Below are 22,417 nucleotides of genomic sequence, written 5' to 3'. Positions count from 1 at the left end.
CCGCCGGTCCGCTAGTCGTTGCTGTTGAGGATCGAGATGAGCCGCAGGAACTCCAGGTAGATCCACACCAGCGTCAGCGTGAGGCCGAAGGCGGCGAGCCAGGCCTCCTCGCGCGGGGCACCGTAGGCGATGCCGTCCTCGACCTGCTTGAAGTCCAGGGCGAGGAAGCAGGCACCGAGGATGATGCCGATGACGCCGAAGACGACGCCGAGCGCGCCGCTGCGGAAGCCGAGGCCGTCACCGCCGCCGAACACCGCGAACAGCAGGTTCACGGCCATCAGCAGGATGAAGCCGAGCGCGGCCGCCATCACGAAGCCGTAGAAGCGGCGGTTGACGCGGATCCAGCCCGCCTTGTAGGCGACCAGCACACCGGCGAAGACCGCCATGGTGCCGATCACCGCCTGCATGGCCGCACCGTCGGCGATGCGGTTGTCGACGATGCTGGAGATCACGCCGAGGAAGACGCCCTCGAACGCGGCGTACGTCAGGATCAGCGCCGGCGAGGCCTTGCGCTTGAAGGACTGGACGAGCGCCAGAACCATGCCGATCAGCGCGGCGCCGATGCCGATGCCGTAGGACCGGCTGATGTTGGCGTCGTCGACCGGCAGCAGGGCCCAGGAGAGCGCGGCGGTGACGATGAGCACACCGAGCGTGCTCGCCGTGCGCATGACGACATCGTCGATGGTCATCCGGTCGGTGGTGACCGGCGCCTGCGGCGGTGCGCCGTACTGCAGGTCCTGCTGCGCGTAGGGGTTCTGGGCGTACGGATTGCCCGTCGTCGGCTGCGCGTACGGGTTGGCCTGCGTGGCGACAGCGGGACCCCCGGCCTGCGGCGCGGTGTTGAAGCCCGCGTAGCCGTTGTCGCGGCTGAACCCCCGTCGCGAGAAGACCGGGTTTCTGCTCCTCATTTCACTCCTCCATGGCCGCACAGTGCGGCCTTGGCTCAAGAGTAATAGGTAGGCAAAGGATTGACCCTAATGCTTGGGGAGGATCTTTCCCTCGTTGTGCTGCGCAACACGCTACGCGGCTTCGTGATTCCCCTCACCGCGGGGACCCGAACCATGACCGACCCGGTACCGGCCCGGAACCGGCCGGAGATCCTCCGTTCACCCGGACGGGTCACTCGGTCGCGTGCGCGGGAGCGGGAGGGAAGGAGGGGCGAGAGGGAGGGGGCGGCGGAGTGCCGTCGCCGAGGAGGGAGAGGAAGCGTGGTGGTGCCCGGAGCCGGACTTGAACCGGCACGCCCGCTCAGGGGCAGCGAGGTTTAAGCTCGCCGTGTCTGCATTCCACCATCCGGGCAGGCCATGGGCTCCGCTTCGCGGTTCCGAGCCTATCGGTGACCCTCCCTCAGACATCGGCGGGATGGGCCGATCTTGTCTTATTTTATTGGCGCCTGAGGGAGCATCAGCACTCGGAACTCGCCGTCAGCACGTGCCAACAGCCTTGCGTGCGATGCTCCGCCGCGCATGCGGAATGACGGAATTTCACCGCCCGGACAAGGGCGCTCCACCTGTTCCCGCGCGCCCCGGGGTCAGGGTCCGCCGTCATCCTGAGGTATGACGCCGCGCCCGGTGGTCCCTCCCGAGTCGCCCCCCGGAACCGGAGCAGCGGCTGACTACACGGCGGCGAACCGGCGGAACGATGGTCGACGTCCCGCAAGACCGTTCCCGAGAACACGTCGTCCCGACAGGAGTGCCATCCCGTGACCACCGCATCCCTCGCCGACCGGACCACCGCCGTGGCCGCGCGCGCCACGGAGCTCTCGAAGATCTACGGCCAGGGCGAGACCCAGGTGGTCGCCCTGGACCGGGTCTCCGTCGCCTTCCAGCAGGCCGAGTTCACCGCGATCATGGGCCCGTCCGGGTCCGGCAAGTCCACGCTGATGCACTGCGTGGCCGGCCTCGACACCTTCTCCTCCGGTTCCGTGCGCATCGGCGAGACCGAGCTGGGCTCGCTGAAGGACAAGCAGCTCACCAAGCTGCGCCGGGACAAGATCGGCTTCATCTTCCAGGCGTTCAACCTGCTCCCGACGCTGTCCGCGCTGGAGAACATCACGCTCCCGATGGACATCGCGGGCCGCAAGCCGGACAAGCAGTGGCTGGACACCGTGATCCGGATGGTGGGGCTCTCGGACCGGCTGAGCCACCGGCCCTCGCAGCTGTCCGGCGGCCAGCAGCAGCGCGTCGCCGTGGCGCGGGCGCTGGCCTCCCGGCCCGACATCATCTTCGGCGACGAGCCCACCGGAAACCTCGACTCCCGTTCCGGCGCCGAGGTGCTGGGCTTCCTGCGCAACTCCGTGCGCGAGCTGGGGCAGACCGTGGTCATGGTGACCCACGACCCGGTGGCCGCCGCCTACGCGGACCGGGTGGTCTTCCTCGCGGACGGCCGGATCGTGGACGAGGTGTACGGGCCGACGGCCGACTCCGTGCTCGACCGGATGAAGCAGTTCGACGCCAAGGGCCGCACCAGCTGACGCCCGCGCCCGCTCCTCCGCCCGCCCCCCTCCCTCGTACGTCTGGACTCGAGAAGACTTCCATGTTCCGTACCGCCTTGCGCAATGTGTCCGCGCACAAGGCCCGGCTCCTGATGACCGTGCTCGCCGTGATGCTCGGCGTGGCCTTCGTGTCGGGGACCCTGGTCTTCACCAACAGCCTCTCCGACGCCCTGCAGAAGCAGTCCGCCAAGGGCTTCGACCACGTCGACGTCGCCGTCACCCCCGAGTACGAGGAGGCCGAGGGCGACAAGGTCGGCGAGCACCGGGAGCTGACCCGCGCCCTGGTCGACGACAGCGCGAAGGTGCCCGGCGCCGAGCAGGCCATCGGGGTCGTCGGGGGCTTCACCGCGATCGCCGACAAGGACGGCAAGCTGATCGGCGACGGCTTCCAGTCGCAGGGCGGCAACTACTGGGGTCCCGAGGACCCCCGGTATCCGCTGGTCAGCGGCCACGCGCCGAAGGGTGAGGGCGAGATCCTCATCGACTCCGAGACCGCGAAGCGGGCCGGTTACAAGGTCGGCGACACCGTGCGGATGTCGGTCGACGGTCCCGTCCTGGAGCCGGAGATCACCGGCGTCTTCACCACCGACGACGGCAATGTCGCCGCCGGCGGCAGCCTCACGCTGTTCGACACGGCGACCGCGCAGAAGCTGTTCGGCAAGGCCGGCACCTTCGACGAGATCGACGTCAAGGCGAAGGCCGGGGTCAGCGACACCGCGCTGGAGGCGCAGCTGAAGAAGGCGCTGCCGGCCGACGTCGTGGAGACCACGACGGGCACGAAGCTCGCCGACGACCAGGCGGAGGCGATCGCCTCCTCGATGAGCGGTCTGAAGCAGGGCCTGCTGGTGTTCGCGGGCATCGCGCTGTTCGTCGGTACGTTCATCATCGCCAACACCTTCACCATGCTGGTCGCCCAGCGCACCAAGGAACTGGCCCTGATGCGCGCGGTCGGCGCCTCCCGGCGCCAGGTCACGCGGTCGGTGCTGATCGAGGCGTTCGTGGTCGGCACGGTCGCCGCCGTCGCCGGTCTGGTCGCCGGTGTCGGCATCGGCGCGGGGCTGCGCTCCCTGATGGGGACGCTGGACGCGCCCATGCCCGACGGCCCCCTCGTGGTCAGCCCGGGCACGATCGGCTCCGCGTTCGCGGTCGGCATCCTGGTCACCATGCTCGCCGCGTGGCTGCCCGGCCGCCGGGCGGCGAAGATCCCGCCGGTGGCGGCGATGAGCGCGGTGCACGCCAAGGCGACCACCAAGTCGCTGGTGCTGCGCAACACGATCGGCGCGCTGTTCTCGGCGGCCGGTGTCGCCGTGGTCCTCGCGGCCACGACGATGGACGGCTCGGACGGCCAGGCCCCCATGGGTCTCGGCGCGGTGCTGCTGATCATCGGTGTCTTCGTCCTGACCCCGCTGCTGTCCCGCCCGCTGATCGCCGCCGCGGCCCCGGTGCTGCGCGTCTTCGGGGTCTCCGGGAAGCTGGCCCGGCAGAACTCGGTGCGCAACCCGCGCCGTACCGCCGCGACCGCGTCCGCGCTGATGATCGGGCTCACCCTGATCACCGGTATGACGGTGATGGCGGGCAGCCTTCAGAACGCCATCGACAAGATGGCGGCCTCCGCGATCGAGGCGGACTACATGGTGTCCATGGCGAACGGCAACCCGCTGTCGCCGGACGTCGAGAAGAAGCTGAAGCAGGCCGGTGGCGTCACCGCCACCAGCCCGATGCGCAACGCGGACGCCCGCATCGACGGGCAGACCGAGTTCCTGACCGGCGTGAACGGCGCCACGTTCGACGAGCTGACCGACTTCCCGCTCGCGGAGGGCGCCTTCGAGGTCGGCGGCGCGCGGGTCGTGGTGGACGAGGACACCGCGAAGTCGTACGGCTGGAAGGCCGGCTCGGAGTTCACCGTCGCCTACCAGGACGGCGAGAAGCAGAAGCTCACGGTCTCCGGCGTCTACGAGGCCAACGAGATGATGAGCGGCATCATGATCGACACCGCCACCCTCGATCCGCACGAGTCGGAACCGGCCGACATGATGGTCATGGTGAAGACCGCCGACGGTGCCTCCGACGCGGCGAAGGACTCGCTGGAGAAGGCCCTCGGCACCAACCCGGCGATCAAGGTCCAGGACAAGCAGGACCTCTCCAACGAGATCGCGACGATGTTCACCCTGATCCTGAACATGGTCTACGGCCTGCTGGCGATGGCGGTGATCGTGGCGGTCCTCGGCGTCATCAACACCCTGGCGATGTCGGTGTTCGAGCGTTCCCAGGAGATCGGCATGCTGCGGGCGATCGGTCTGGACCGCAAGGGCATCAAGCGGATGGTCCGGCTGGAGTCCCTGGTGATCTCGCTGTTCGGCGGGGTGCTCGGCATCGGTCTGGGCGTGTTCTTCGGCTGGGCGGCCGGTGAACTGATGGGCACGAGGATGGCGACGTACGAACTGGTCCTGCCGTGGACCCGGATGGGGATCTTCCTGCTGCTGGCCGCGGTGGTGGGTGTCCTCGCGGCGCTGTGGCCGGCCCGGCGGGCGGCCCGGCTGAACATGCTCCAGGCGATCAAGGCGGAGTAGCGCGACGCGGCGCAGGACGCGGGCCCCGTTCCGATGGTGGAGCGGGGCCCGTTGCCGTGGGGGTCAGTTCCAGGTGCGGGCGCGCAGAGGGAGGCCGGAGGTGCCCGACTCCGGGGTTCTGACGGCGAGGACCTGGTTGACGCCGATGCGGTTGTGCTCGAAGGCGAGCGCGGAGGCGGCCATGTACAGCAGCCAGACGCGGGCCCGTCCCGGGGTGGTGAGCGCCACCGCCCGGGACCAGTCGGACTCCAGGTTCCGCACCCACTGGCGCAGGGTGAGCGCGTAGTGCTCGCGGATCGACTCGACGTCGCGGACCTCGAAACCGGAACGTTCCAGCAGGGACACCGTGGTGCCCAGCGGGGCGAGTTCGCCGTCGGGGAAGACGTAGGCGTCGATGAACGCGTCCACCTGGTACGACGACTCGTCGCGCTGCGGGCGGCGGGCGATCTGGTGGTTCAGCAGCCGTCCGCCCGGCCTGAGGAGGCGGTGCAGGGCGGTGGCGTACTCCAGGTAGCGCTCGGAGCCGACGTGTTCGGCCATGCCGATGGAGGAGACGGCGTCGTAGGGGCCGTCGGTGACGTCCCGGTAGTCCTGCACGCGGATCTCGATCCGGTCGGTCAGTCCCTCGTCCGCGATGCGCTTACGGGCGTAGGCGGCCTGTTCCTGGGAGAGGGTGATGCCGACGACGCTCACGTCGTGCTCACGCGCGGCGTGGATCGCCATGGACCCCCAGCCGCAGCCGACGTCGAGGAGGCGCTGACCGGGCTCGAGGGCGAGCTTGCGGGAGACCAGCTCCAGCTTGTCGTACTGGGCCCGTTCGAGGGTGCCCCGCGGGGGCGGGGCGGGCCAGTAGGCGCAGGAGTACACCATGGAGGGGCCGAGAACGAGCTCGTAGAAGTCGTTGCCGACGTCGTAGTGGTGGCTGATGGCGCGCCGGTCGCTGTGCTTGGTGTGCAGTCCGCGGCGGGGGCGGCGGGCCTCCTCGCGGGGCGGGGCGGGCGGCAGCGGGAGGCCCGAGAGGGCGACGAGTCCGCGGACGGCGGAGCGGACGTCGGGGGCACGCAGGGCCTGGGTGAGGGTGCGGGCGTCCTCTCCGCGCTCCCAGACGAGGCCGGCGAGGAGGTCCAGCGCGGTGTAGAGGTCGCCCTCGATGCCGAGGTCGCCGGCCACCCAGGCGCGGGCGAGGCCCAGTTCGCCCGGCTTCCAGAGCAGGTGGCGCAGGGCTCGGCGGTTGCGTACGACCAGGGTCGGGGCGCCCGGGGGGCCGGCCTGTGATCCGTCCCAGGCGCGGACGCGGACGGGGAGCGGGGCGTTGATCAGCTGTTCGACGTGACCTTTCAGCCGCGAGGCGGCGTCTGGCATGGTGTACACCTCCGTGACGGGGAATCCCGGAATGTCGTCACCACGTAAACACCTGCGGCCGGGGTTGGCAGTCCCCGGCGCGCGCCATCTCTGAGCAAAACGCTGAATGGCAGGGGTTCGCCCCTTCAACCCCGCGCGCAGGGGTTCGCCCCCTTCGAACCCGCCCGCAGGGACTCCGCACCCGCACCCCGCCAGGGGGCTCCGCCCCCTGGACCCCCGCCTATGCCCACCCACCACCCGACTCGGTGGCTCGAAAGGTCACCCCGCAGGGCACGCTCTCAGCTCCCGAGTCGGGTGGTGGGTGGGCGAAGGCCGGGGTCTGGGGCGGAGCCCCAGAGGGTGCGTTTCAACCCACCGAGTCGGGCGGGTGGGCAAGACCCGGGGTCTGGGGCGGAGCCCCAGTGGGTGACTTCGACCCACGGCAACGCCGAAGGGGCCGCCCGCACCACGGATGGCGGGCGGCCCCTTCGGGCAATTCAGTGACCGGAGGTCAGGAAGCCTTCGCCTCGGTCTTCTTCGGCTCCTGCGCGGCAGCAGCAGGAGCCGGCGCCGGCTTCGCCGCCTCGTAGAACTCGTCGCGCGGCGACTCGATCGCACCCAGCGACACGACCTCGCGCTTGAGGAACATGCCGAGGGTCCAGTCGGCGAAGACGCGGATCTTGCGGTTCCAGGTCGGCATCGCCATGCCGTGGTAGCCACGGTGCATGTACCAGGCGAGACGTCCCTTGAGCTTGATCTTCATCTTGCCCATGACGATCATCGCCACGCCCTTGTGCAGGCCGAGGCCCGCCACCGCGCCCTTGTTGGCGTGGCTGTACTCCTTCTGCGGGAAGCCCCGCATACCGGAGACCACGTTGTCGCCGAGGACCTTGGCCTGGCGCAGCGCGTGCTGGGCGTTCGGCGGGCACCAGGCGTTCTCGTTGCCGGCCTTGCGGCCCACGAGGTCCGGAACCTGGGCGTTGTCACCCGCGGCCCAGATGTAGTCGGTGCCCTTGACCTGGAGCGTCGGCTCGGTGTCGACGTGGCCGCGCGGGCCCAGCGGCAGGCCGAAGCGGGCCAGGGCCGGGTTCGGCTTGACGCCGGCCGTCCACACGATGGTGTTGGAGTCGACCTCGAGGCCGTTCTTCAGCACCACGTGGCCGTCGACGCAGGAGTCCATCGACGTGGACAGGTAGACCTCGACGCCGCGGCTCTCGAGGTGCTCCTTGCCGTACTTGCCGAGCTTGGGACCCACCTCGGGGAGGATCTTGTCGGCGGCGTCGACGAGGACGAAGCGCATGTCCTCACGGGACACGTTCTTGTAGTACTTGGCGGCGTCGCGGGCCATGTCCTCGACCTCGCCGATGGTCTCCGCGCCGGCGAAGCCGCCGCCCACGAAGACGAAGGTGAGCGCCTTGCGCCGGATCTCCTCGTCCGTGGTGGAGTCGGCCTTGTCGAGCTGCTCGAGGACGTGGTTGCGCAGGCCGATGGCCTCCTCGATGCCCTTCATGCCGATGCCCTGCTCGGCGAGGCCGGGGATCGGGAAGGTGCGGGAGACCGCGCCCAGCGCGATCACCAGGTAGTCGAAGGGCAGCTCGTACGCCTCGCCGACCAGCGGGGCGATCGTGGCGACCTTGCGGTCCTGGTCGATGGTGGTGACCCGGCCGGTGAGGACCTCCGCCTTGGGGAGCACGCGTCGCAGCGGGACGACGACGTGCCGGGGGGAGATGCTGCCGGCGGCGGCTTCGGGGAGGAAGGGCTGGTAGGTCATGTACGACCGCGGGTCGACGACGGTGACGGTCGCCTCGCCGTAACGCATCTTCTTCTGGATGCGCCGAGCTGCGTACAGGCCTACGTACCCACCGCCTACTACGAGGATCCTGGGACGCTCCGTGGTGCTCATGCCATCGAGTATCCACCCGCCTCAGGGGGGTACCTCGTGCGCCCCTTCACAAGCTTCGACAGGGCCTGTGTTACCATCCCGCGCTTCTTGATCCACATCACAGCGGGAAACGGGAACCGGAGCCCCGCACAGGACGTTGTCAATGCCGCGTGAGCTGCCTCTCTGTAGGTCCGGGGCCGAGGTGAGGCCGTTCGCCGAGTCCGCACGGCACCCTTCGGCCGGGTCCCCTTCGACACCTTCTGAACGTGTTCAAAGGGGTGTTGAGGGCCCGAATGGGTCAACCGAACCCGGTTCTTCGTTCCTCCGGGGCCAATTCCTTGTGAAGAACTTCACGAACTTTCCCGGCGGGGTCCCCCCAGGGGGCCCGAAAAGGGCCCCCGGGGGTCGCTCAAACGCTATCCCGACTGCTCAGCGGAGGGCTACTCGTCAGTAGCAAAGGAGACCTACGCCACCGACCAGGCGATCCCGTCGAGGATGTCGTGCTCCGACACCACGACCTCCTCCGCGCCGATCCGCTCCATGATCGACAGCAGCACCAGGGCACCGGCCCCGATCACGTCGACCCGGCCCGGGTGCATGGACGGGACCGCGGCGCGCTCGGCGTGGGTGGAGCGCAGCAGCCACTCGGTGATCTCGCGGACCCGCTCGCGGGAGACACGGGAGTGGTGGATGGCCTCGGAGTCGTACTCGGGGAGGTCCTGGGCGATCGCCGACACGGTCGTGACCGAGCCCGCCAGGCCGACCAGGGTGTGCGCCTCGCGCAGCGGCACCGTCTCCTCGGCCTGGTCGAGGGCCGCCTCGATGTCGGCGCGCATGGCGGCGATCTGCTCCTCGGTCGGGGGGTCCGTCACCGCCCCGTCCCGCACCAGGTGCCGCTCGGTCATCCGTACGCAGCCGACGTCCACGGAACGGGCGGCGCGTACGTGGTCGTCGCCCACGACGAACTCGGTCGAGCCGCCGCCGATGTCCACGACCAGGAACGGACGGTGCAGGTCGGTCCGTCCGGTCAGCTCCTTGGTGGCCCCGGTGAAGGAGAACTCGGCCTCCTGGTCGCCGGTGATGACCTCGGGCTCCACGCCCAGGATGTCCAGCACGCCGCGCACGAACTCGTCGCGGTTCTCGGCGTCGCGGGAGGCGGAGGTGGCGACGAAGCGCAGGTGTTCCGCGCCGTGCTCCTTGATGATCTCCGCGTACTCGCGGCAGGCGGCGAACGTCCGCTCCAGCGCCTCCGGCGCCAGCCGGCCGGTGCGGTCGACGCCCTGGCCGAGCCGGACGATCGTCATCCGCCGGTCCAGATCGGCGAGTTCACCGGTCCGGGGGTCGGCGTCGGCCACCAGCAGCCGGATGGAGTTCGTACCGCAGTCGATGGCGGCGACCCGGGTCACTTGCCGTCCTCCTTCGCGGGCAGCGTCACGCACGCGCCCTTGCGCCACCACTCCGGCAGCATCGCCAGCGCCTCGTCGCCCAGCGGGTTGACCCCGGGGCCGGCGGCGAGCGAGTGGGCGACCAGCACGTGCAGGCACTTCACCCGGTCGGGCATGCCGCCCGCGCTGGGGAAGTTCTTCAGCTCCTCGATCTCGTCGCGGCGCCGGATGTAGTCCTCGTGCGCCGCGCGGTACGCGGCCGCCAGCTCCGGGTCGGTGGCCAGCCGCTCCGTCATCTCCTTCATCACGCCGTTCGCCTCCAGCGTCCCGATCGCGGAGTTCGCCTTCGGGCAGGTGAGGTAGTAGAGCGTGGGGAAGGGCGTGCCGTCGGGCAGCCTCGGCGCGGTCTCCACGACGTCCGGCTGCCCGCAGGGGCAGCGGTGCGCGATGGCGCGCAGACCGCGCGGGGGCCGCCCGAGCTGCTGCTTGAAGGCCTCGACGTCCGCGTCGGTGGGCTCGGTGCGCGGGGTCGTGGGCAGATCAAACAACGTCAGCGCGGAGCGCTGTCCTTGGGGGGTGGTGGTCGGGCGACGGGCGGGCGTGTCCATAGTGTCTTTCTACGGCTTTCTGCAAAGGGTCACTGGTCGGCGGCGTCGGCCTTGTCGACGCCGTCCCAGACGTTCGAGTACCAGGGGCGGTCGGCGGCCTCGAGATCGGTGCGGGACTTCTGGGCCGTACCCGGGTCGATGACGATGTAGCCGGTCTCGCCGGGCATGACGTAGTGCAGCCGTCGGCGGATCTCCTGCTCGGCGTACGCGTCGTCCTGCCAGCGCGCCTTCATGTCGCGCAGCCGTTCGACCCGCTGGCGGGTCTCGTCCTGCTCCTGCTGGAGGTCGGCGATCTCCGCGCGCTGGGAGACGTACTGCCGCATGGGGTAGGCGAGGGCCACGATCAGGGAGCAGACCACCAGGGCGAGCAGCGCCGCCCGGCCGGTCAGCCGGGAGCGGCGGGCCTGGCGCTTGGTCTGCGAGCGGTAGACCCGGGCGGCGGTCTGCTCACCGATCAGCCGGATCCTGGTCGCGGTGGAGAAACGGTCCCGGTCCTTCACCGCCATGGCTCCGCCTCTCGTTCACCGTCATACGTGCGTACGTCCCCGCACACGGTACGGGACCGGGTACGGGGACGTACGTACGACGCTTCCTACAGGAGTGGTGCTCAGCCCTTGAAGCGGGGGAAGGCCGAGCGGCCGGCGTACACCGCGGCGTCGTCGAGGATCTCCTCGATGCGCAGCAGCTGGTTGTACTTGGCGACGCGCTCGGAGCGGGCCGGGGCGCCCGTCTTGATCTGGCCGCAGTTGGTGGCGACGGCCAGGTCGGCGATGGTGACGTCCTCGGTCTCGCCGGAGCGGTGGGACATCATGCACTTGAAGCCGTTGCGCTGGGCGAGCTCGACGGCGTCCAGGGTCTCGGTCAGCGAGCCGATCTGGTTGACCTTGACCAGCAGGGCGTTGGCGGCGCCCTCCTCGATGCCGCGGGCCAGGCGCTCCGGGTTGGTGACGAACAGGTCGTCGCCGACGAGCTGGACCTTGTCACCGAGCTTGGCGGTGATGGTCTTCCAGCCCTCCCAGTCGTCCTCGAACAGCGGGTCCTCGATGGAGACGAGCGGGTACGCGTCGACGAGCTCGGCGTAGTACTCGGTCATCTCGGCGGCGGAGCGCTCCTTGCCCTCGAAGGTGTAGGAGCCGTCCTTGTAGAACTCGGACGCGGCGACGTCGAGGGCGAGGGCGATCTGCTCGCCGGGGGTGTAGCCGGCCTCCTTGATGGCCTCGAGGATGAGGTCGAGGGCCTCACGGTTGGAGCCGAGGTTCGGGGCGAAGCCACCCTCGTCGCCGAGGCCGGTGGCCAGGCCCTTGCTCTTCAGGACCTTCTTCAGCGTGTGGTAGACCTCGGCACCCCAGCGCAGGGCCTCGGAGAAGGACTCCGCGCCGATCGGGGCGATCATGAACTCCTGGATGTCCACGTTGGAGTCGGCGTGCGAGCCGCCGTTCAGGATGTTCATCATCGGCACCGGGAGCAGGTGCGCGTTGGGGCCGCCCAGGTAGCGGAAGAGCGGCAGGTCGCTGGCCTCGGAGGCGGCGTGGGCGACGGCGAGCGAGACGCCGAGGATGGCGTTGGCGCCGAGTGAGCCCTTGTTGTCGGTGGCGTCCAGGTCGAACATCGCCTGGTCGATCAGGCGCTGCTCGGTGGCGTCGTAGCCGACGAGCTCCGGGCCGATCTGCTCGATGACGGCCAGTACGGCCTTCTCGACGCCCTTGCCCAGGTAACGGTTGGCATCGCCGTCACGGAGTTCGATGGCCTCGAAGGCGCCGGTGGAGGCGCCGGACGGGACGGCGGCACGACCCGTGCTGCCGTCGTCGAGGCCGACCTCGACCTCGACCGTGGGGTTGCCTCGGGAGTCCAGGATTTCCCGGGCTACGACGACGTCGATGGACGGCACGAGCATCTCCTTCTTGGATGTGACGCGGGTGAGCAGGACCCCGGGGGGTCTTGCGAGACCGAGCCTAACCGGCTCCGGGCGATCGGCCAGCGGTCGACCGTCCCGTGGACAGAACCGAGAGTAAATTGTTTCCGAACGGAACAAAGACGTTTCCCGGAAACAGGACGGAACCGGTGCCGGTCATGACGTGAAAACCCCGCCCCGGTGCGTACGGGGGAAAACGCACCGGGGCGGGGAGCGGGGAGGCCGCTGCTGCTTACTTCAGGTGCAGCTGCTGGCCCGGGTAGATGAGGTCGGCGTCGTCGACGATGTCGTCGTTCAGCTCGAACAGCTTGGCCCAGCCGCCCTCGACGTCGTGCTCGGCGGCGATGGAGCTGAGGGTGTCGCCCTTGACGACCTTGTACTCGCCGTCGCCCTTCGCGACCTTCTTGCCGGTCGGGGTGGTGACGGTCTTCTTCTCGGCCTTCGGCTCGGCGGCCGGGCGCTCGGCGGAGCGGGACGCCTTCTGCTCGGCCTCACGGGTCTCGGTGGAGCCGGTGCTCTGCGAGGAGCCCGAGTCGTCCGAGGCGGAGCCGGTGTAGGCGGCGTTGGACAGGCCCTTGCCGCAGACCGGCCAGGCGCCCTTGCCCTGGCCCGCGAGGACCTTCTCGGCGATCTCGATCTGCTGGGCCTTGGTGGCCTGGTCGGCGGTGGCGGCGTACTGGGTGCCGCCGTAGCCGGCCCAGGTGGAGGCGGAGAACTGCAGACCGCCGTAGTAGCCGTTGCCGGTGTTGATGGACCAGTTGCCGCCGGACTCGCACTGGGCGACGGCGTCCCACTCGGAGGCGGTGGCGGCGGAGGCGTTGCCGGCCGCCATCAGCGGGGCGGCGACGGCGGCGGAGGCGACACCGGCGACGGCGATCGCGCGGGTGGCCTTGGACGGACGACGGTGCTTGCCCTTGCCGGAAAACAGCATGGATGGATCCCCTCACCGACGCCTGCGAGGTGAGCTGTCGGGTTCGGGCCGGTTGAGTTGCCCGGCCACGTCCCTCCCGGGACGCGGCTTCACCCCAAGCCGGATCCGGCGTCAACTGCCCGGACACGGCGCTTACCTTGGGTCCCCCGCTCCTGCCTACGGCGCATGACGCGACGACTGTTCCCGTGCTGCCACTGGCAGGATTCGGCGTGGCGGCAGCCGGGGCCCGCGGTGGCGAGCGGTCACGACCGTAGACACGCGATCCGCGGAATTTCAAAGACGATCAGGGCTTCTGAGACCTATCTCTCACAGCCTTTAAACCGGACATTCACCGCGAACCATGACGCCAACTACCGCCGCGTCCATGCCCTTTCGGGTGTCACCTTTCGCCCGGTTCGACCCCGACCTCGAGCTCCTGGCCGGGCAGGATGAGGTCCGGGTCGGCGCCGACGACCTGCTCGTTCTCGGCGTAGAGCGACCGCCATCCGCCGTCGAGCTCAAGGGAGTCGGCGATGGACGACAGACTGTCGCCGGTGCGCACGGTGTACGAACCGTCGGCGGCGTCGCGGGATGCGTCGGTTCCGCGCGAGGCATGCCGGCCGGACGAACCGGGCGTGCGGTCCGCACCCGCGCCCTCCTCGGCACTGGCGCCGCGGTGGCGGCCATTGCCGCTGTTCTGCCCCTCGGTGACCGCCGAAGAACCTTCACTCTGCCCGGACTTGTCCGACTCGTCACTCTTCGGGGTGGCCGAGGCGGAGGGGGAGGCGCTGGATCCGTCGTCCGAGCCGGTGTCCGAATCGCCGCCCGACTCGGTGGATTTGTCCGACTCAGCCGATTCATCGGCCGAATCCTCACCATCGGACGACGGGTCGGCGGTGGCCGACGGAGAGGAGGAAGCGGACGATTCACCGGAGTGGGACGATCCGGACGAGTCCGAGGAATCGGATGAATCCGAGGAGTCGGAGGAGTCGTCCGAGGAGCCGGACGGGTCCGACGTCGGGTCCTCCGACACGCCCGTGTCGATGTCCGCCGACGCCGAGTCCTGGTTCAGGCCCGCGAGCAGTCCGCAGGCCCGCCACGCGCCGACCCCCCGGTCGGCGAGGACCCTCTCGGCCACGGCTATCTGCTGGCCCCGGCTGGCCTGGTCGGCGCTGGGCGCGTAGTCCAGGCCGCCGTAGTTCTCCCAGTCGTCCTGGGTCAACTGAAGGCCGCCGTAGTAGCCGTTGCCGGTGTTCTGGCTCCAGGAGCCGCCGCTCTCGCACTCGGCGACGCGGTCCCAGGTCGAGCCGTCGGCCGCGCTGGCGCTGCCCGCCCCGAGGAGCGGGATCGCGATGGCGGAGCCGGTCACTCCGGCCGCGACGAGGAGAGCCGGAGCCTGGCGGGGGCGACGGTGCCGACCGTTCCCGGAGAGCATGCGGAGACCTTTCGCGAGACAGCAATGACCGGCGCGGCGAAGGGATACCGATACACCGCACTTGATGGGTGAACGTATCGGCAGACGATCACTTGTCACAAGTTCATGCCGCGCAGATCACGTGAAGATCACAGAGTTGAGGGCGTGTCATGTTTGCGCGGGTCCTGCCGTGGGGACAGGAGTGAATTCCACGGGGAGGGTGCGCAGTCCGCGCATGATGAGGCCGCCCCGCCAGCGGAGTTCGGCCGGTTCCACCGCGAGCCGCAGGTCCGGCAGACGGGTCAGCAGGGTGGCGAGCGCGGTCTGGCCCTCCAGGCGGGCCAGCGGGGCGCCCAGGCAGTAGTGGATGCCGTGGCCGTATCCGAGGTGCTGGTTGTCGCGCCGGCCGAGGTCGAGCAGGTCCGGGTCGGCGAACCGTTCCGGATCCCGGTCCGCGGCGGCCAGGACGACGAGGACCGGGTCACCGGCCGCGACGTGCTGCCCGCCGATGGTGACCGGCTCGGTGGCGAACCGCCACGTGGCCAGCTCCACCGGACCGTCGTAGCGCAGGAGTTCCTCGACGCCGGTCTCCAGCAGACCGCGTTTCCCGGCGGCGAGGGACCGTTGCAGACGTTCACGCTGACCGGGGTGGGTCAGCAGGGCGTAGGTGCCGTTGCCGATCAGGTTGACGGTGGTCTCGAAACCGGCGAACAGCAGGATGAACGCCATCGCGGCGGCCTCGTTCTCGGTGAGGTGCTCACCGTGGTCGGAGGCGCGGATGAGGCCGGAGATGAGGTCCTCGCCGGGGGCGGGGTCGGCGGGGAGCGCCTCGCGCTTGCGGTGGATCAGCTCGGCGAGATACCCGCGCATCTTCTTCACGGACCGGGCGACGCCACCGCGCGGCCCTCCGCCGTGACGGATCATCATGCCCGCCCAGTCCCGGAAGTCGTCCTGGTCCTCGCGCGGGACGCCGAGCAGGTCGCAGATGGCGTAGATGGGGAGGGGGAAGGCGAACTCGTGGATGAGGTCGGCGGAGCCGTTGTCCGCGAACCGGTCGATGAGCCCGTCGGTGAGCTCCCGCACCCGGGGCGCGAACTCGGCGACGCGGCGCGGGGTGAACGCCTTGCTGACGAGCCGGCGCAGCCGGGTGTGGTCCGGCGGGTCGATGTTGAGCAGGTGCGTCATCAGCTCGGCCTGCCGCTCCCCGGGGATCCCGGTCTTCCCCTTGGCGTGCGCCGGCTCGTCGTGGTGCGCGGGGTTCTTGGACAGCCGGCTGTCGGCGAGGGCCTGCTTGGCATCGACGTACCGCGTGACCAGCCACGCCTCGACCCCACTGGGCAACCGCGTCCTGCGCACGGGCGCGTGCTCACGGAGCCAGGCGTAGGCGGGATAGGGATCGGCGGCGAACTCCCAGGTGAAGAGTTCGGGAGCGGCGGGCTGGTCATGCATGCGGCGACCCTAACGGGCGGGACACCTCAGGGGGCGCGGGGCAGCACCCTCAGGGGCGCGGGGAACTGCGCGAAGGGGGGTCCGGGGGCGGAGCCCCCGGGGACGGGACGGGAAGGGGCGGCGGGGGCGAAAAACCCTCCCGGGCGCCGCACCCCCGCTCTCAGCCCTCGCGCCCCTCCGCGAAGCGAATCGCGTCGCGATACACCCGCGCCGCCGCCCGCAACGCCGCCTCCGGATCAACCCCCGCCGCCTCCGCCCGCACCGCCAGGGCGAGCAGTTCGTAGCCGATGCCCTCACCCATCGGGAGGGGGACGGAGAGGTCGGCGGTGCGGACGCGGGACGCCAGCTTCGCGGTGAGGGCGAGGGCGGGCTGCCCGAGGGGGATGCCGTCGGTCACGGACTCGCGCCGCTTCTCGACCGCCTTGGTCCGCAGCCAGTGCTCCTTGACGTCCTCCGGCGTGGCCGCCGTCTCCTCGCCGAAGACATGCGGATGCCGGTGGATCAGCTTGGCCACGATCCCGCCGGCCACGTCGTCCACGGAGAACGGCTCCTGCGGGTGCTCCTCGGCGATCCGCGCGTGGAAGACGACCTGGAGCAGGACGTCCCCCAGCTCCTCGCGCAGCTCGTCCCGGTCCCCCTCCTCGATGGCCTCGACGAGTTCGTACGCCTCCTCGATGCCGTACTTCGCCAGGCCCTTGTGGGTCTGCTGGGAGGACCACGGGCACTCGGCGCGGATACGGTCCATGACCTGCACGAGGTCGAGCAACCGGGCGCCCGGCAGGTCGTAGGAGGCGGGCAGCAGCTCCAGCTCGGGCATCCGGACCCTCCCGGACCCGGCGAGGCGGGCCAGGCCGTCGGTGAGCGCGGGCTCGCCCTCGCCGGTGGCGACGACCACCACCGTCCGCCCTCCGGCACAGGCGTCGACGACCTCCTCGGCGGTCGGTGCCGCCTCCTCGACCGATATGCCCGCCTCCCGCAGATACGGCAGCTGCGGATGGGCGCCGTCCGCGCACAGCACCCGGTCGGCCGCGTGCAGGGCCTGCCAGGCCGGCCAGGACAGCAGCCCCGGCGCGACCCGGTGGCTGGTGGTGAGCAGGACGACGCGGCCGGGGGCGTCGGCTTCGGTGGTCGGAGCGGGACTGATTGCGTTCACGCTCCGAAACTAGCCCACCCCGCCGACACCTCCGGAGTTATCCACAGGCGGTCCGGCCGGTCAGAGCGCCTGCGGCGCCTCCGCCGCCGTGGTGACGTCCCGCACCCACGGCGTCCTGGCGTCGACGCGGCTGCTCTTCTCGACGTCCCAGCTGCCGTAGCGCGGGTTGAGGTCCACGTCGAGGTCCTTGCTCGCCTCGGACAGCGCCTGCCAGAACTCGGGCCGGCTGGTGTCGGTGCCGAGCTGCTGGGCGAGCTTCTGGGCCTGGATCTGGAGGCGGAGGTTCTCGTCGAGGCGCTGCGGCGGGATGCCGTACTGCTGGAGCCAGGCCGCCTCCAGCCCCTCGGCGCCCCCGGCCTGCTGCTCCAGACCGGACCGCATCCGCTGGACCTCCCGGGGGCTGACGCTCACGCCCGCGTCCCGCGCGGCGCGCTCCAGCACCCGGTCCAGGACCATGCCGTGCAGGGTGTCCCGGGTGAGGCTGCCGGTCCGGGCGATGGCCTGCTGGTACTGGGCGTCGTCCGGTACGGCCGCCCGCTGGGCGGCGCGGACCTCGTCGACCCGGTTCTCCAGCTGCGACACGGTGATCCGCTCGCCGCCGACGACGGCTGCCGCACCGGGGTGCGCGTCGTTGCCGCAGGCGGTGAGCAGGGGCGCCGCTGCGGCGATCGCGGCGGTGAGGAGGAGCGCGGTGCGACGGCGGCGGTGCAAGGAGACCTCCTGAGGAGAGCTTGTGCGGCGGTGCACAAAGTCTTGCGGTGATCGATGGTAGGCATCGGCCAAGCTCTGGCCAACCCATTCGACCAACGATTCACGTCGACTTCCGGCACCGGCACCCGGACCGCGTACGGCCGTACGGCCTCTCCGCGCGGGCCGCGCGGCCCGCACCGCCCGCGCCGCACCCGCCTATCCGCGCACCTGTCCCAGCCACTGGAGGGTCCGCCGGATGTCGGCGGCCAGCGGGTGCCCGGGGCCCTGCACGCGTTCCACGTCGTGCAGCAGCCGCACCAGCGTGTCGTGGGCGGCGGCCCGGTCGCCGAGGGCGAGCAGCAGATGGCCGATGCGGCGCCGCACGTCATGGGCGAGCTGCGGGTCGCCGGCCGCGACGTACTGGTTCTCGTAGTACGGCAGCAGCGCCCGGTACTCGGCGAGCGCCGCCGCGGGTTCGCCGAGCTGCTCCAGGCACTGCGCGGCCTCGTAGCGGTGGCGCAGGGACTGCGGGTCGGCCTGGCCGGCCTCGGCGGCGCGTTCGTCGGCGAGGCGGCGCAGTTCGGGCAGGGCGCGCCGGTACTGGCCGTCGTCCAGGAGCGTGGCCGCGTACTGCTTGCGCAGGGTGCGGACGACCGGGGAGTGCTCGCCGTGCTGCTCGGCGGCGACGGGCAGGATCGAGCCGAGGATGTCGACGGCCTGGGTGATGCGGCCCTCGCCGAGCAGCCGCTTCACCTCGTCCACGGCGGCGGCGACATCGGCCTTCTCCGCCACCGGCGCGGACGGCGCGGCGGGCGCCGGCTGGGGAGCGGGTGTACGCGCGCGGTCCGGCCAGGGGGCGTGCGGGCGCAGGAAGGGGCGGGTGGGGTCCAGGGGGGCGCCGGTGGGCGTTCCCCGCGCGGGGAGCAGCCGCTCCAGGTGCTCGTAGACCTCCTGAGCGGAGTCCGGGCGGTGCTGCGGGTCCTTGGCGAGCAGGCGCAGCACCAGGGCCTCCAGGGCCTCGGGGACCTCCGGGCGGAGCCGGCGCACGGGCGGCGGCGGCTCGTACAGGTGCCGGTGCAGCACCCCGAGCGCCGTGGAGCCCGCGAACGGCACGTCGCCGCTGAGCAGCTCGTGCATCAGCACGCCCAGCGCGTACAGGTCCGTGTAGGGGCCGACCGCGCCGCCCATCGCCTGCTCGGGCGCCATGTAGGCGGGCGAGCCGATGGGCGAACCGGTGTGCGTCAGACGCGTGGTGTCGCTGTCCATGACGGAGGCGACGCCGAGGTCGAGCACGGTGACCGTGCCGTCCTGCTTCACCATCACGTTGCGCGGTTTGAGGTCGCGGTGGACGATCGGCACGGCGTGCACGGCGCTCAGTACGGCGCACAGCTGCGCCGCGACCGCGACCGCCCACTGCCACGGGTACGGCTCGTGTTCGGCGAGGTGGTCGCCGAGGTCGGCGCCGTCGACGTACTGCATGACGAGGAACAGCTCCTCGCCCTCGCTGCCCGCGTCGTGCACCGTGACCAGGCCGGGGTGGTCGACCTGCGCGGTCACCCGGCACTCGCGCACGAAGCGGCGGCGCAGTTCGTCGGCCTCCTGGCCGGCCACCTTGTCCGGGCGGAGCAGTTTCACCGCCACGCGCCGGTCCAGCCGTTTGTCGTAGGCCGTCCAGACCTGCCCCATGCCGCCCTGTCCGATGAGCGTGGACAGTTCATAGCGGCCGGCGACGACACGTCCCGTCGTCACGCTCACCTTCCGCCCTCGTGGTTGCCCTGCTGTCCGTCCTGGCGGCGCAGATAGTCGCTGAGTTCGTCCAGCTCGGCGCGCACCTGGTCGATCCGGGCCGGCCCGGGGTGCGGCGGCGGCTGCTGCGGCGGTACGGGGGTGTGGGGCACCGGGGTGGGAGGCATCGGGGCGTGCGGTGCCGGGGGCCCCGGCACCGGCGTGGGCGCGTACGGCGCGGCCTGCTGCGGGTAGCCGTAGGGGGCGTGGCCGCCCGGGGAGTGCATCGTCGTGGCGTGCGGCGACGGCGGCACCGGGCCCCCGTACGGGCCGGGCTGCCGGTGGAGGCGGATGTCCACCGTCAGGAAGTAGGCGCCCGCGCTCGCCCCGAGGATCAGGACCACGGCCAGGGCTATGTCGGTGCGGACGTCCGTCTCCGGCAGCGAACCGACCACCGCCAGGCAGCTGATCGACAGCGGGATGCTCACCCAGGCCGCCGCCCAGTCGAGTACGCGTCCCCGCAGGAACGCGATCCGGAACAGCGGCACGCACGCCAGCAGCCCGCACGACAGGAACCCGGCGGCGGCGAACAGCACGCGCAGGGTGATGATCGTTGCCGCGCTGCGGTTCGGCGGCGCCACGCCGTGGCCGTACATGACTGCTCCTGGACAGGTGTAGCCGGTGGAAACTCCGTTGAGGGTCCGAGCGTATAGGCCGATGGGGACAACCGGTCCCGGGATGTACCGAACCGTTGTGCTCCGGGGGCGTCCTGAGGGCGTCCGGTGGGCTCAGTCGGGGGCGATCGTCCCGTCGGCCAGGCCGTCGTACATCCCGCGGACGAGCTGCTCGCCGAGCCGGCCCGCCTGTCGGAGCGCCCGTTCGAACTCGTCGACGGCGCGGAAGCAGGCGCCGTGGCGCCGCTGTTCGGCCGGCGGGAGCCGGGGCAGTCGCAGGCGGCGCACGTCGAGCCGGGTGGCGGTGGACGCGTGGCTGCTCGCCTGGCGGTGGTTGGCGGTGCCGCGCAGGAACCCGGCGAGGAACCACGCGTCGAGCGCCTCCGGATCGGGGCGCAGCAGCACCAGGTTGCGGCCCAGGACGGCCCCGGCGGTCGTGTCGTCGATCACCCGCGCGACGGCGCCCCCGCCGAGCACGGGGACGACGACGTCGCCGGGTTCGGTGAGCACGGCTTCCTCCTCGCTCTCCGGGAGCATCCCGGAGGGGCCGGTTCCGGCGAGTACGTCGTGGTCGGTGAGGACAGGCACGCGCGCGTGCCCGCCGTTTCCGCCGGTACGCATCACCAGGGCGCCCGCGCGGGCGAGTTCACCGACGGTGGTGAGGGGCCGGCGTCCGGCGGGGGGCCGCGCGGGGTCCACGGGCGGCGGGGTGAGGTCGGCGGTCAGCCGCAGGGTCTCGGCGAGCCGTTCGCGTACGTCGGCGAGCCGGCCGGCGCCGTCCGCGGCGGCCGGGGGCGGCAGATGGCGGGCCGGGGCCAGGTCGACGTCGTCGTCGAGGAGTTCGACGACGGGCACGGAGCGGGCGGTTCCCGGCCGTTCGTCGAGCCGGCCGGCCCGGTCGAAGGCGCGCCAGGCGTCGAGGACCGTCTCCCGCACGCCCTGCCAGTCCGGGCCGCCGCGCCCCTCGCCGGCGAAGTGCCCGGCGTCGGCGAGCAGCAGCTCCGGGGGCGCGGGCGCCTGTTCGGGCCGGCGCAGCACCCACAGGTGCAGCGGGACGTTGTACGGGGGTGCCGCGCCGGCCGGCAGCGCGACGACGGCGCGCAACGCGCCCCGGCGCAGCAGGTCGGCCCTGATCCGGCGTCCGGAGCGGCGGGACGCGGCGGCGGGCGGCATCAGCAGCACGGCGGTGCCGCCGTCCCGCAGCCGGGCGAGCGCGTGCTGCACCCAGGCCAGCTCGGACTCGGTGCGGGCCGGGAAGCCGTACTCCCAGCGCGGGTCGTAGGCGAGTTCGTCGTGCCCCCAGTCGCGCTCGTTGAACGGTGGGTGGCACAGGACGGCGTCGGCCCGCAGTTCCGGGTGGGCGTCGGCGCGCAGGGTGTCGCCGGCGGCGGCGTGCACGGGGGCGCGGGTGTGCAGGGCGAGGCGGAGCGCGGTGAGGGCGGCGAGTTCGGGGGCGCTGTCCTGCGCGTACAGCCGTCGGCCGGGGCCGTTGCCGACGGCGCGCAGCAGGGCACCGGTGCCGCAGGCCGGGTCGAGGACGGTTCGTGCGGTGCCGGCCAGGCCCGCCATGAGTCCGGCGAGGTCGGTGGGGGTGGCCGGGTACTGGCGCGGGTTGGCGTCGAGGTGCCGGCCGAGCAGGAACTCGAAGGTGTGCCGGGCGCCCAGTTCGGCGGCGAGCGCGGCGACGGCGCGGAGGAGGGGGACGGAGGGGAGCAGCTGGGGGGCGGTGGGGGTGTTCACAGGAGCCGGTGAGTTCACGGAAACCGGTGAGTTCACGGGAAACGGTGAGTTCACACGGGAGCCGTCCGTGTCGCCGAGCCGCGGCGTGAGCACCTGCTCCAGCGCTCCGGGCAGCAGCGCGGCGAGCCGTTCGTCGGTGCCGTCGCTCACCTCCAGCCAGACCGGGGGACGGTCGTGGATCAGGAGCAGGACGCAGCCGGCATGGGTGAGGGCCGTGACGGGCCCGGCGGGGTGGCCGGCGAGCTGCTGCCGGACGCGTTCCTTCAGCGGGACCTCGGCGAGCTTGCCGTGCCGGCGCAGCCAGCCCTCGACCTCGGGCAGCGCGAACGAGGGGCTGGTCCCGGTGCCACCGACCGGCCCGGGGAAGTCGGTGTGCCGCCGGCGCCAGTTGCTCACGGCGGCACGGCCGACGCCGGCCAGCCGTGCGATGCCCGCGGCCGTCACTTCTGTCGCGTCGTCCTGCATGCCCG

At 71.4% G+C, this 22,417-nt stretch carries 17 protein-coding genes, 1 tRNA gene and 1 riboswitch; of the genes, 2 read left to right on the top strand and 16 right to left on the bottom strand.

The features are described from left to right. Positions 1-11 precede the first annotated feature (11 nt). Both ACZ470_RS31885 and ACZ470_RS31880 read right to left on the bottom strand, forming a co-directional pair. Positions 12-908, bottom strand: a complete 897-nt coding sequence (locus ACZ470_RS31885) for a Bax inhibitor-1/YccA family protein (RefSeq protein ID WP_468432845.1) — start codon at positions 906-908, stop codon at positions 12-14. 304 nt (positions 909-1,212) lie between these two features. Beyond that, positions 1,213-1,299: transfer RNA gene (locus tag ACZ470_RS31880), tRNA-Leu, on the bottom strand. Positions 1,300-1,702: 403 nt separating this feature from the next. On the opposite strand from ACZ470_RS31880, the gene ACZ470_RS31875 reads away from it, so the two are divergent. Then, positions 1,703-2,473, top strand: a complete 771-nt coding sequence (locus tag ACZ470_RS31875; protein WP_468432843.1) for an ABC transporter ATP-binding protein — start codon at positions 1,703-1,705, stop codon at positions 2,471-2,473. Positions 2,474-2,535: 62 nt separating this feature from the next. After that, entirely contained in the window at positions 2,536-5,064 is a 2,529-nt protein-coding gene (locus ACZ470_RS31870; protein WP_468432841.1) for an ABC transporter permease, read from the top strand. 63 nt (positions 5,065-5,127) lie between these two features. Here ACZ470_RS31870 and ACZ470_RS31865 read toward each other — a convergent pair whose 3' ends face one another. From ACZ470_RS31865 to ACZ470_RS31800, 14 genes are all read right to left on the bottom strand, one after another. After that, on the bottom strand, positions 5,128-6,426 hold the full coding sequence (locus tag ACZ470_RS31865; protein WP_468432839.1) for a class I SAM-dependent methyltransferase: 1,299 nt from the start codon (positions 6,424-6,426) through the stop codon (positions 5,128-5,130). Between the two features lie 490 nt (positions 6,427-6,916). Next, positions 6,917-8,308: an NAD(P)/FAD-dependent oxidoreductase gene (locus ACZ470_RS31860; RefSeq protein WP_468432837.1), complete on the bottom strand. Its 1,392-nt coding sequence runs from the start codon at positions 8,306-8,308 to the stop codon at positions 6,917-6,919. A gap of 443 nt (positions 8,309-8,751) precedes the next feature. Then, positions 8,752-9,693 carry a Ppx/GppA phosphatase family protein gene (locus tag ACZ470_RS31855; protein WP_468432835.1) on the bottom strand — a complete coding sequence of 314 codons (942 nt, stop codon included), beginning with the start codon at positions 9,691-9,693 and terminating at the stop codon, positions 8,752-8,754. Next, the gene (locus tag ACZ470_RS31850) at positions 9,690-10,280 is read right to left on the bottom strand and encodes a DUF501 domain-containing protein (RefSeq protein WP_468432833.1); all 591 of its coding nucleotides are present in this window, start codon (positions 10,278-10,280) and stop codon (positions 9,690-9,692) included. The genes ACZ470_RS31855 and ACZ470_RS31850 overlap by 4 nt, the downstream gene beginning before the upstream one ends. A gap of 29 nt (positions 10,281-10,309) precedes the next feature. Continuing rightward, positions 10,310-10,786, bottom strand: coding sequence for an FtsB family cell division protein (locus ACZ470_RS31845; protein WP_468432831.1), 477 nt, complete (start codon positions 10,784-10,786; stop codon positions 10,310-10,312). 101 nt (positions 10,787-10,887) lie between these two features. Continuing rightward, a complete protein-coding gene (gene eno / locus ACZ470_RS31840) occupies positions 10,888-12,168 on the bottom strand; it encodes a phosphopyruvate hydratase (RefSeq protein ID WP_217129820.1) in 1,281 nt (426 codons plus the stop codon). Between the two features lie 256 nt (positions 12,169-12,424). After that, entirely contained in the window at positions 12,425-13,123 is a 699-nt protein-coding gene (locus ACZ470_RS31835; protein WP_468432829.1) for a transglycosylase family protein, read from the bottom strand. Positions 13,124-13,127: 4 nt separating this feature from the next. Further along, a riboswitch (cyclic di-AMP (ydaO/yuaA leader) is annotated at positions 13,128-13,297 on the bottom strand. Between the two features lie 205 nt (positions 13,298-13,502). Then, complete coding sequence (locus ACZ470_RS31830) at positions 13,503-14,537, bottom strand: transglycosylase family protein (RefSeq protein ID WP_468432827.1); 1,035 nt, start codon at positions 14,535-14,537, stop codon at positions 13,503-13,505. 147 nt (positions 14,538-14,684) lie between these two features. After that, positions 14,685-15,965 (bottom strand): cytochrome P450 family protein, encoded by a 1,281-nt coding sequence (locus tag ACZ470_RS31825; RefSeq protein ID WP_468432826.1) that lies wholly within the window; start codon positions 15,963-15,965, stop codon positions 14,685-14,687. Between the two features lie 160 nt (positions 15,966-16,125). After that, a complete protein-coding gene (locus ACZ470_RS31820) occupies positions 16,126-17,118 on the bottom strand; it encodes a nucleoside triphosphate pyrophosphohydrolase (RefSeq protein ID WP_468432825.1) in 993 nt (330 codons plus the stop codon). Positions 17,119-17,178: 60 nt separating this feature from the next. Further along, positions 17,179-17,829 carry a SurA N-terminal domain-containing protein gene (locus ACZ470_RS31815; RefSeq protein WP_468432823.1) on the bottom strand — a complete coding sequence of 217 codons (651 nt, stop codon included), beginning with the start codon at positions 17,827-17,829 and terminating at the stop codon, positions 17,179-17,181. Positions 17,830-18,024: 195 nt separating this feature from the next. Continuing rightward, positions 18,025-19,521, bottom strand: coding sequence for a protein kinase domain-containing protein (locus ACZ470_RS31810; RefSeq protein WP_468432977.1), 1,497 nt, complete (start codon positions 19,519-19,521; stop codon positions 18,025-18,027). A 38-nt stretch (positions 19,522-19,559) separates the two neighbouring features. Continuing rightward, positions 19,560-20,189, bottom strand: a complete 630-nt coding sequence (locus ACZ470_RS31805; protein ID WP_468432821.1) for a hypothetical protein — start codon at positions 20,187-20,189, stop codon at positions 19,560-19,562. Between the two features lie 132 nt (positions 20,190-20,321). Beyond that, the gene (locus tag ACZ470_RS31800) at positions 20,322-22,412 is read right to left on the bottom strand and encodes an HsdM family class I SAM-dependent methyltransferase (RefSeq protein WP_468432975.1); all 2,091 of its coding nucleotides are present in this window, start codon (positions 22,410-22,412) and stop codon (positions 20,322-20,324) included. Positions 22,413-22,417: the final 5 nt, after the last annotated feature.

It is taken from the genome of Streptomyces sp. NPDC031111 (genome assembly GCF_055570675.1).
The sequence above is the reverse complement of the archived record's forward strand: the minus strand, read 5'-3'. Positions and strand labels throughout refer to the sequence as shown.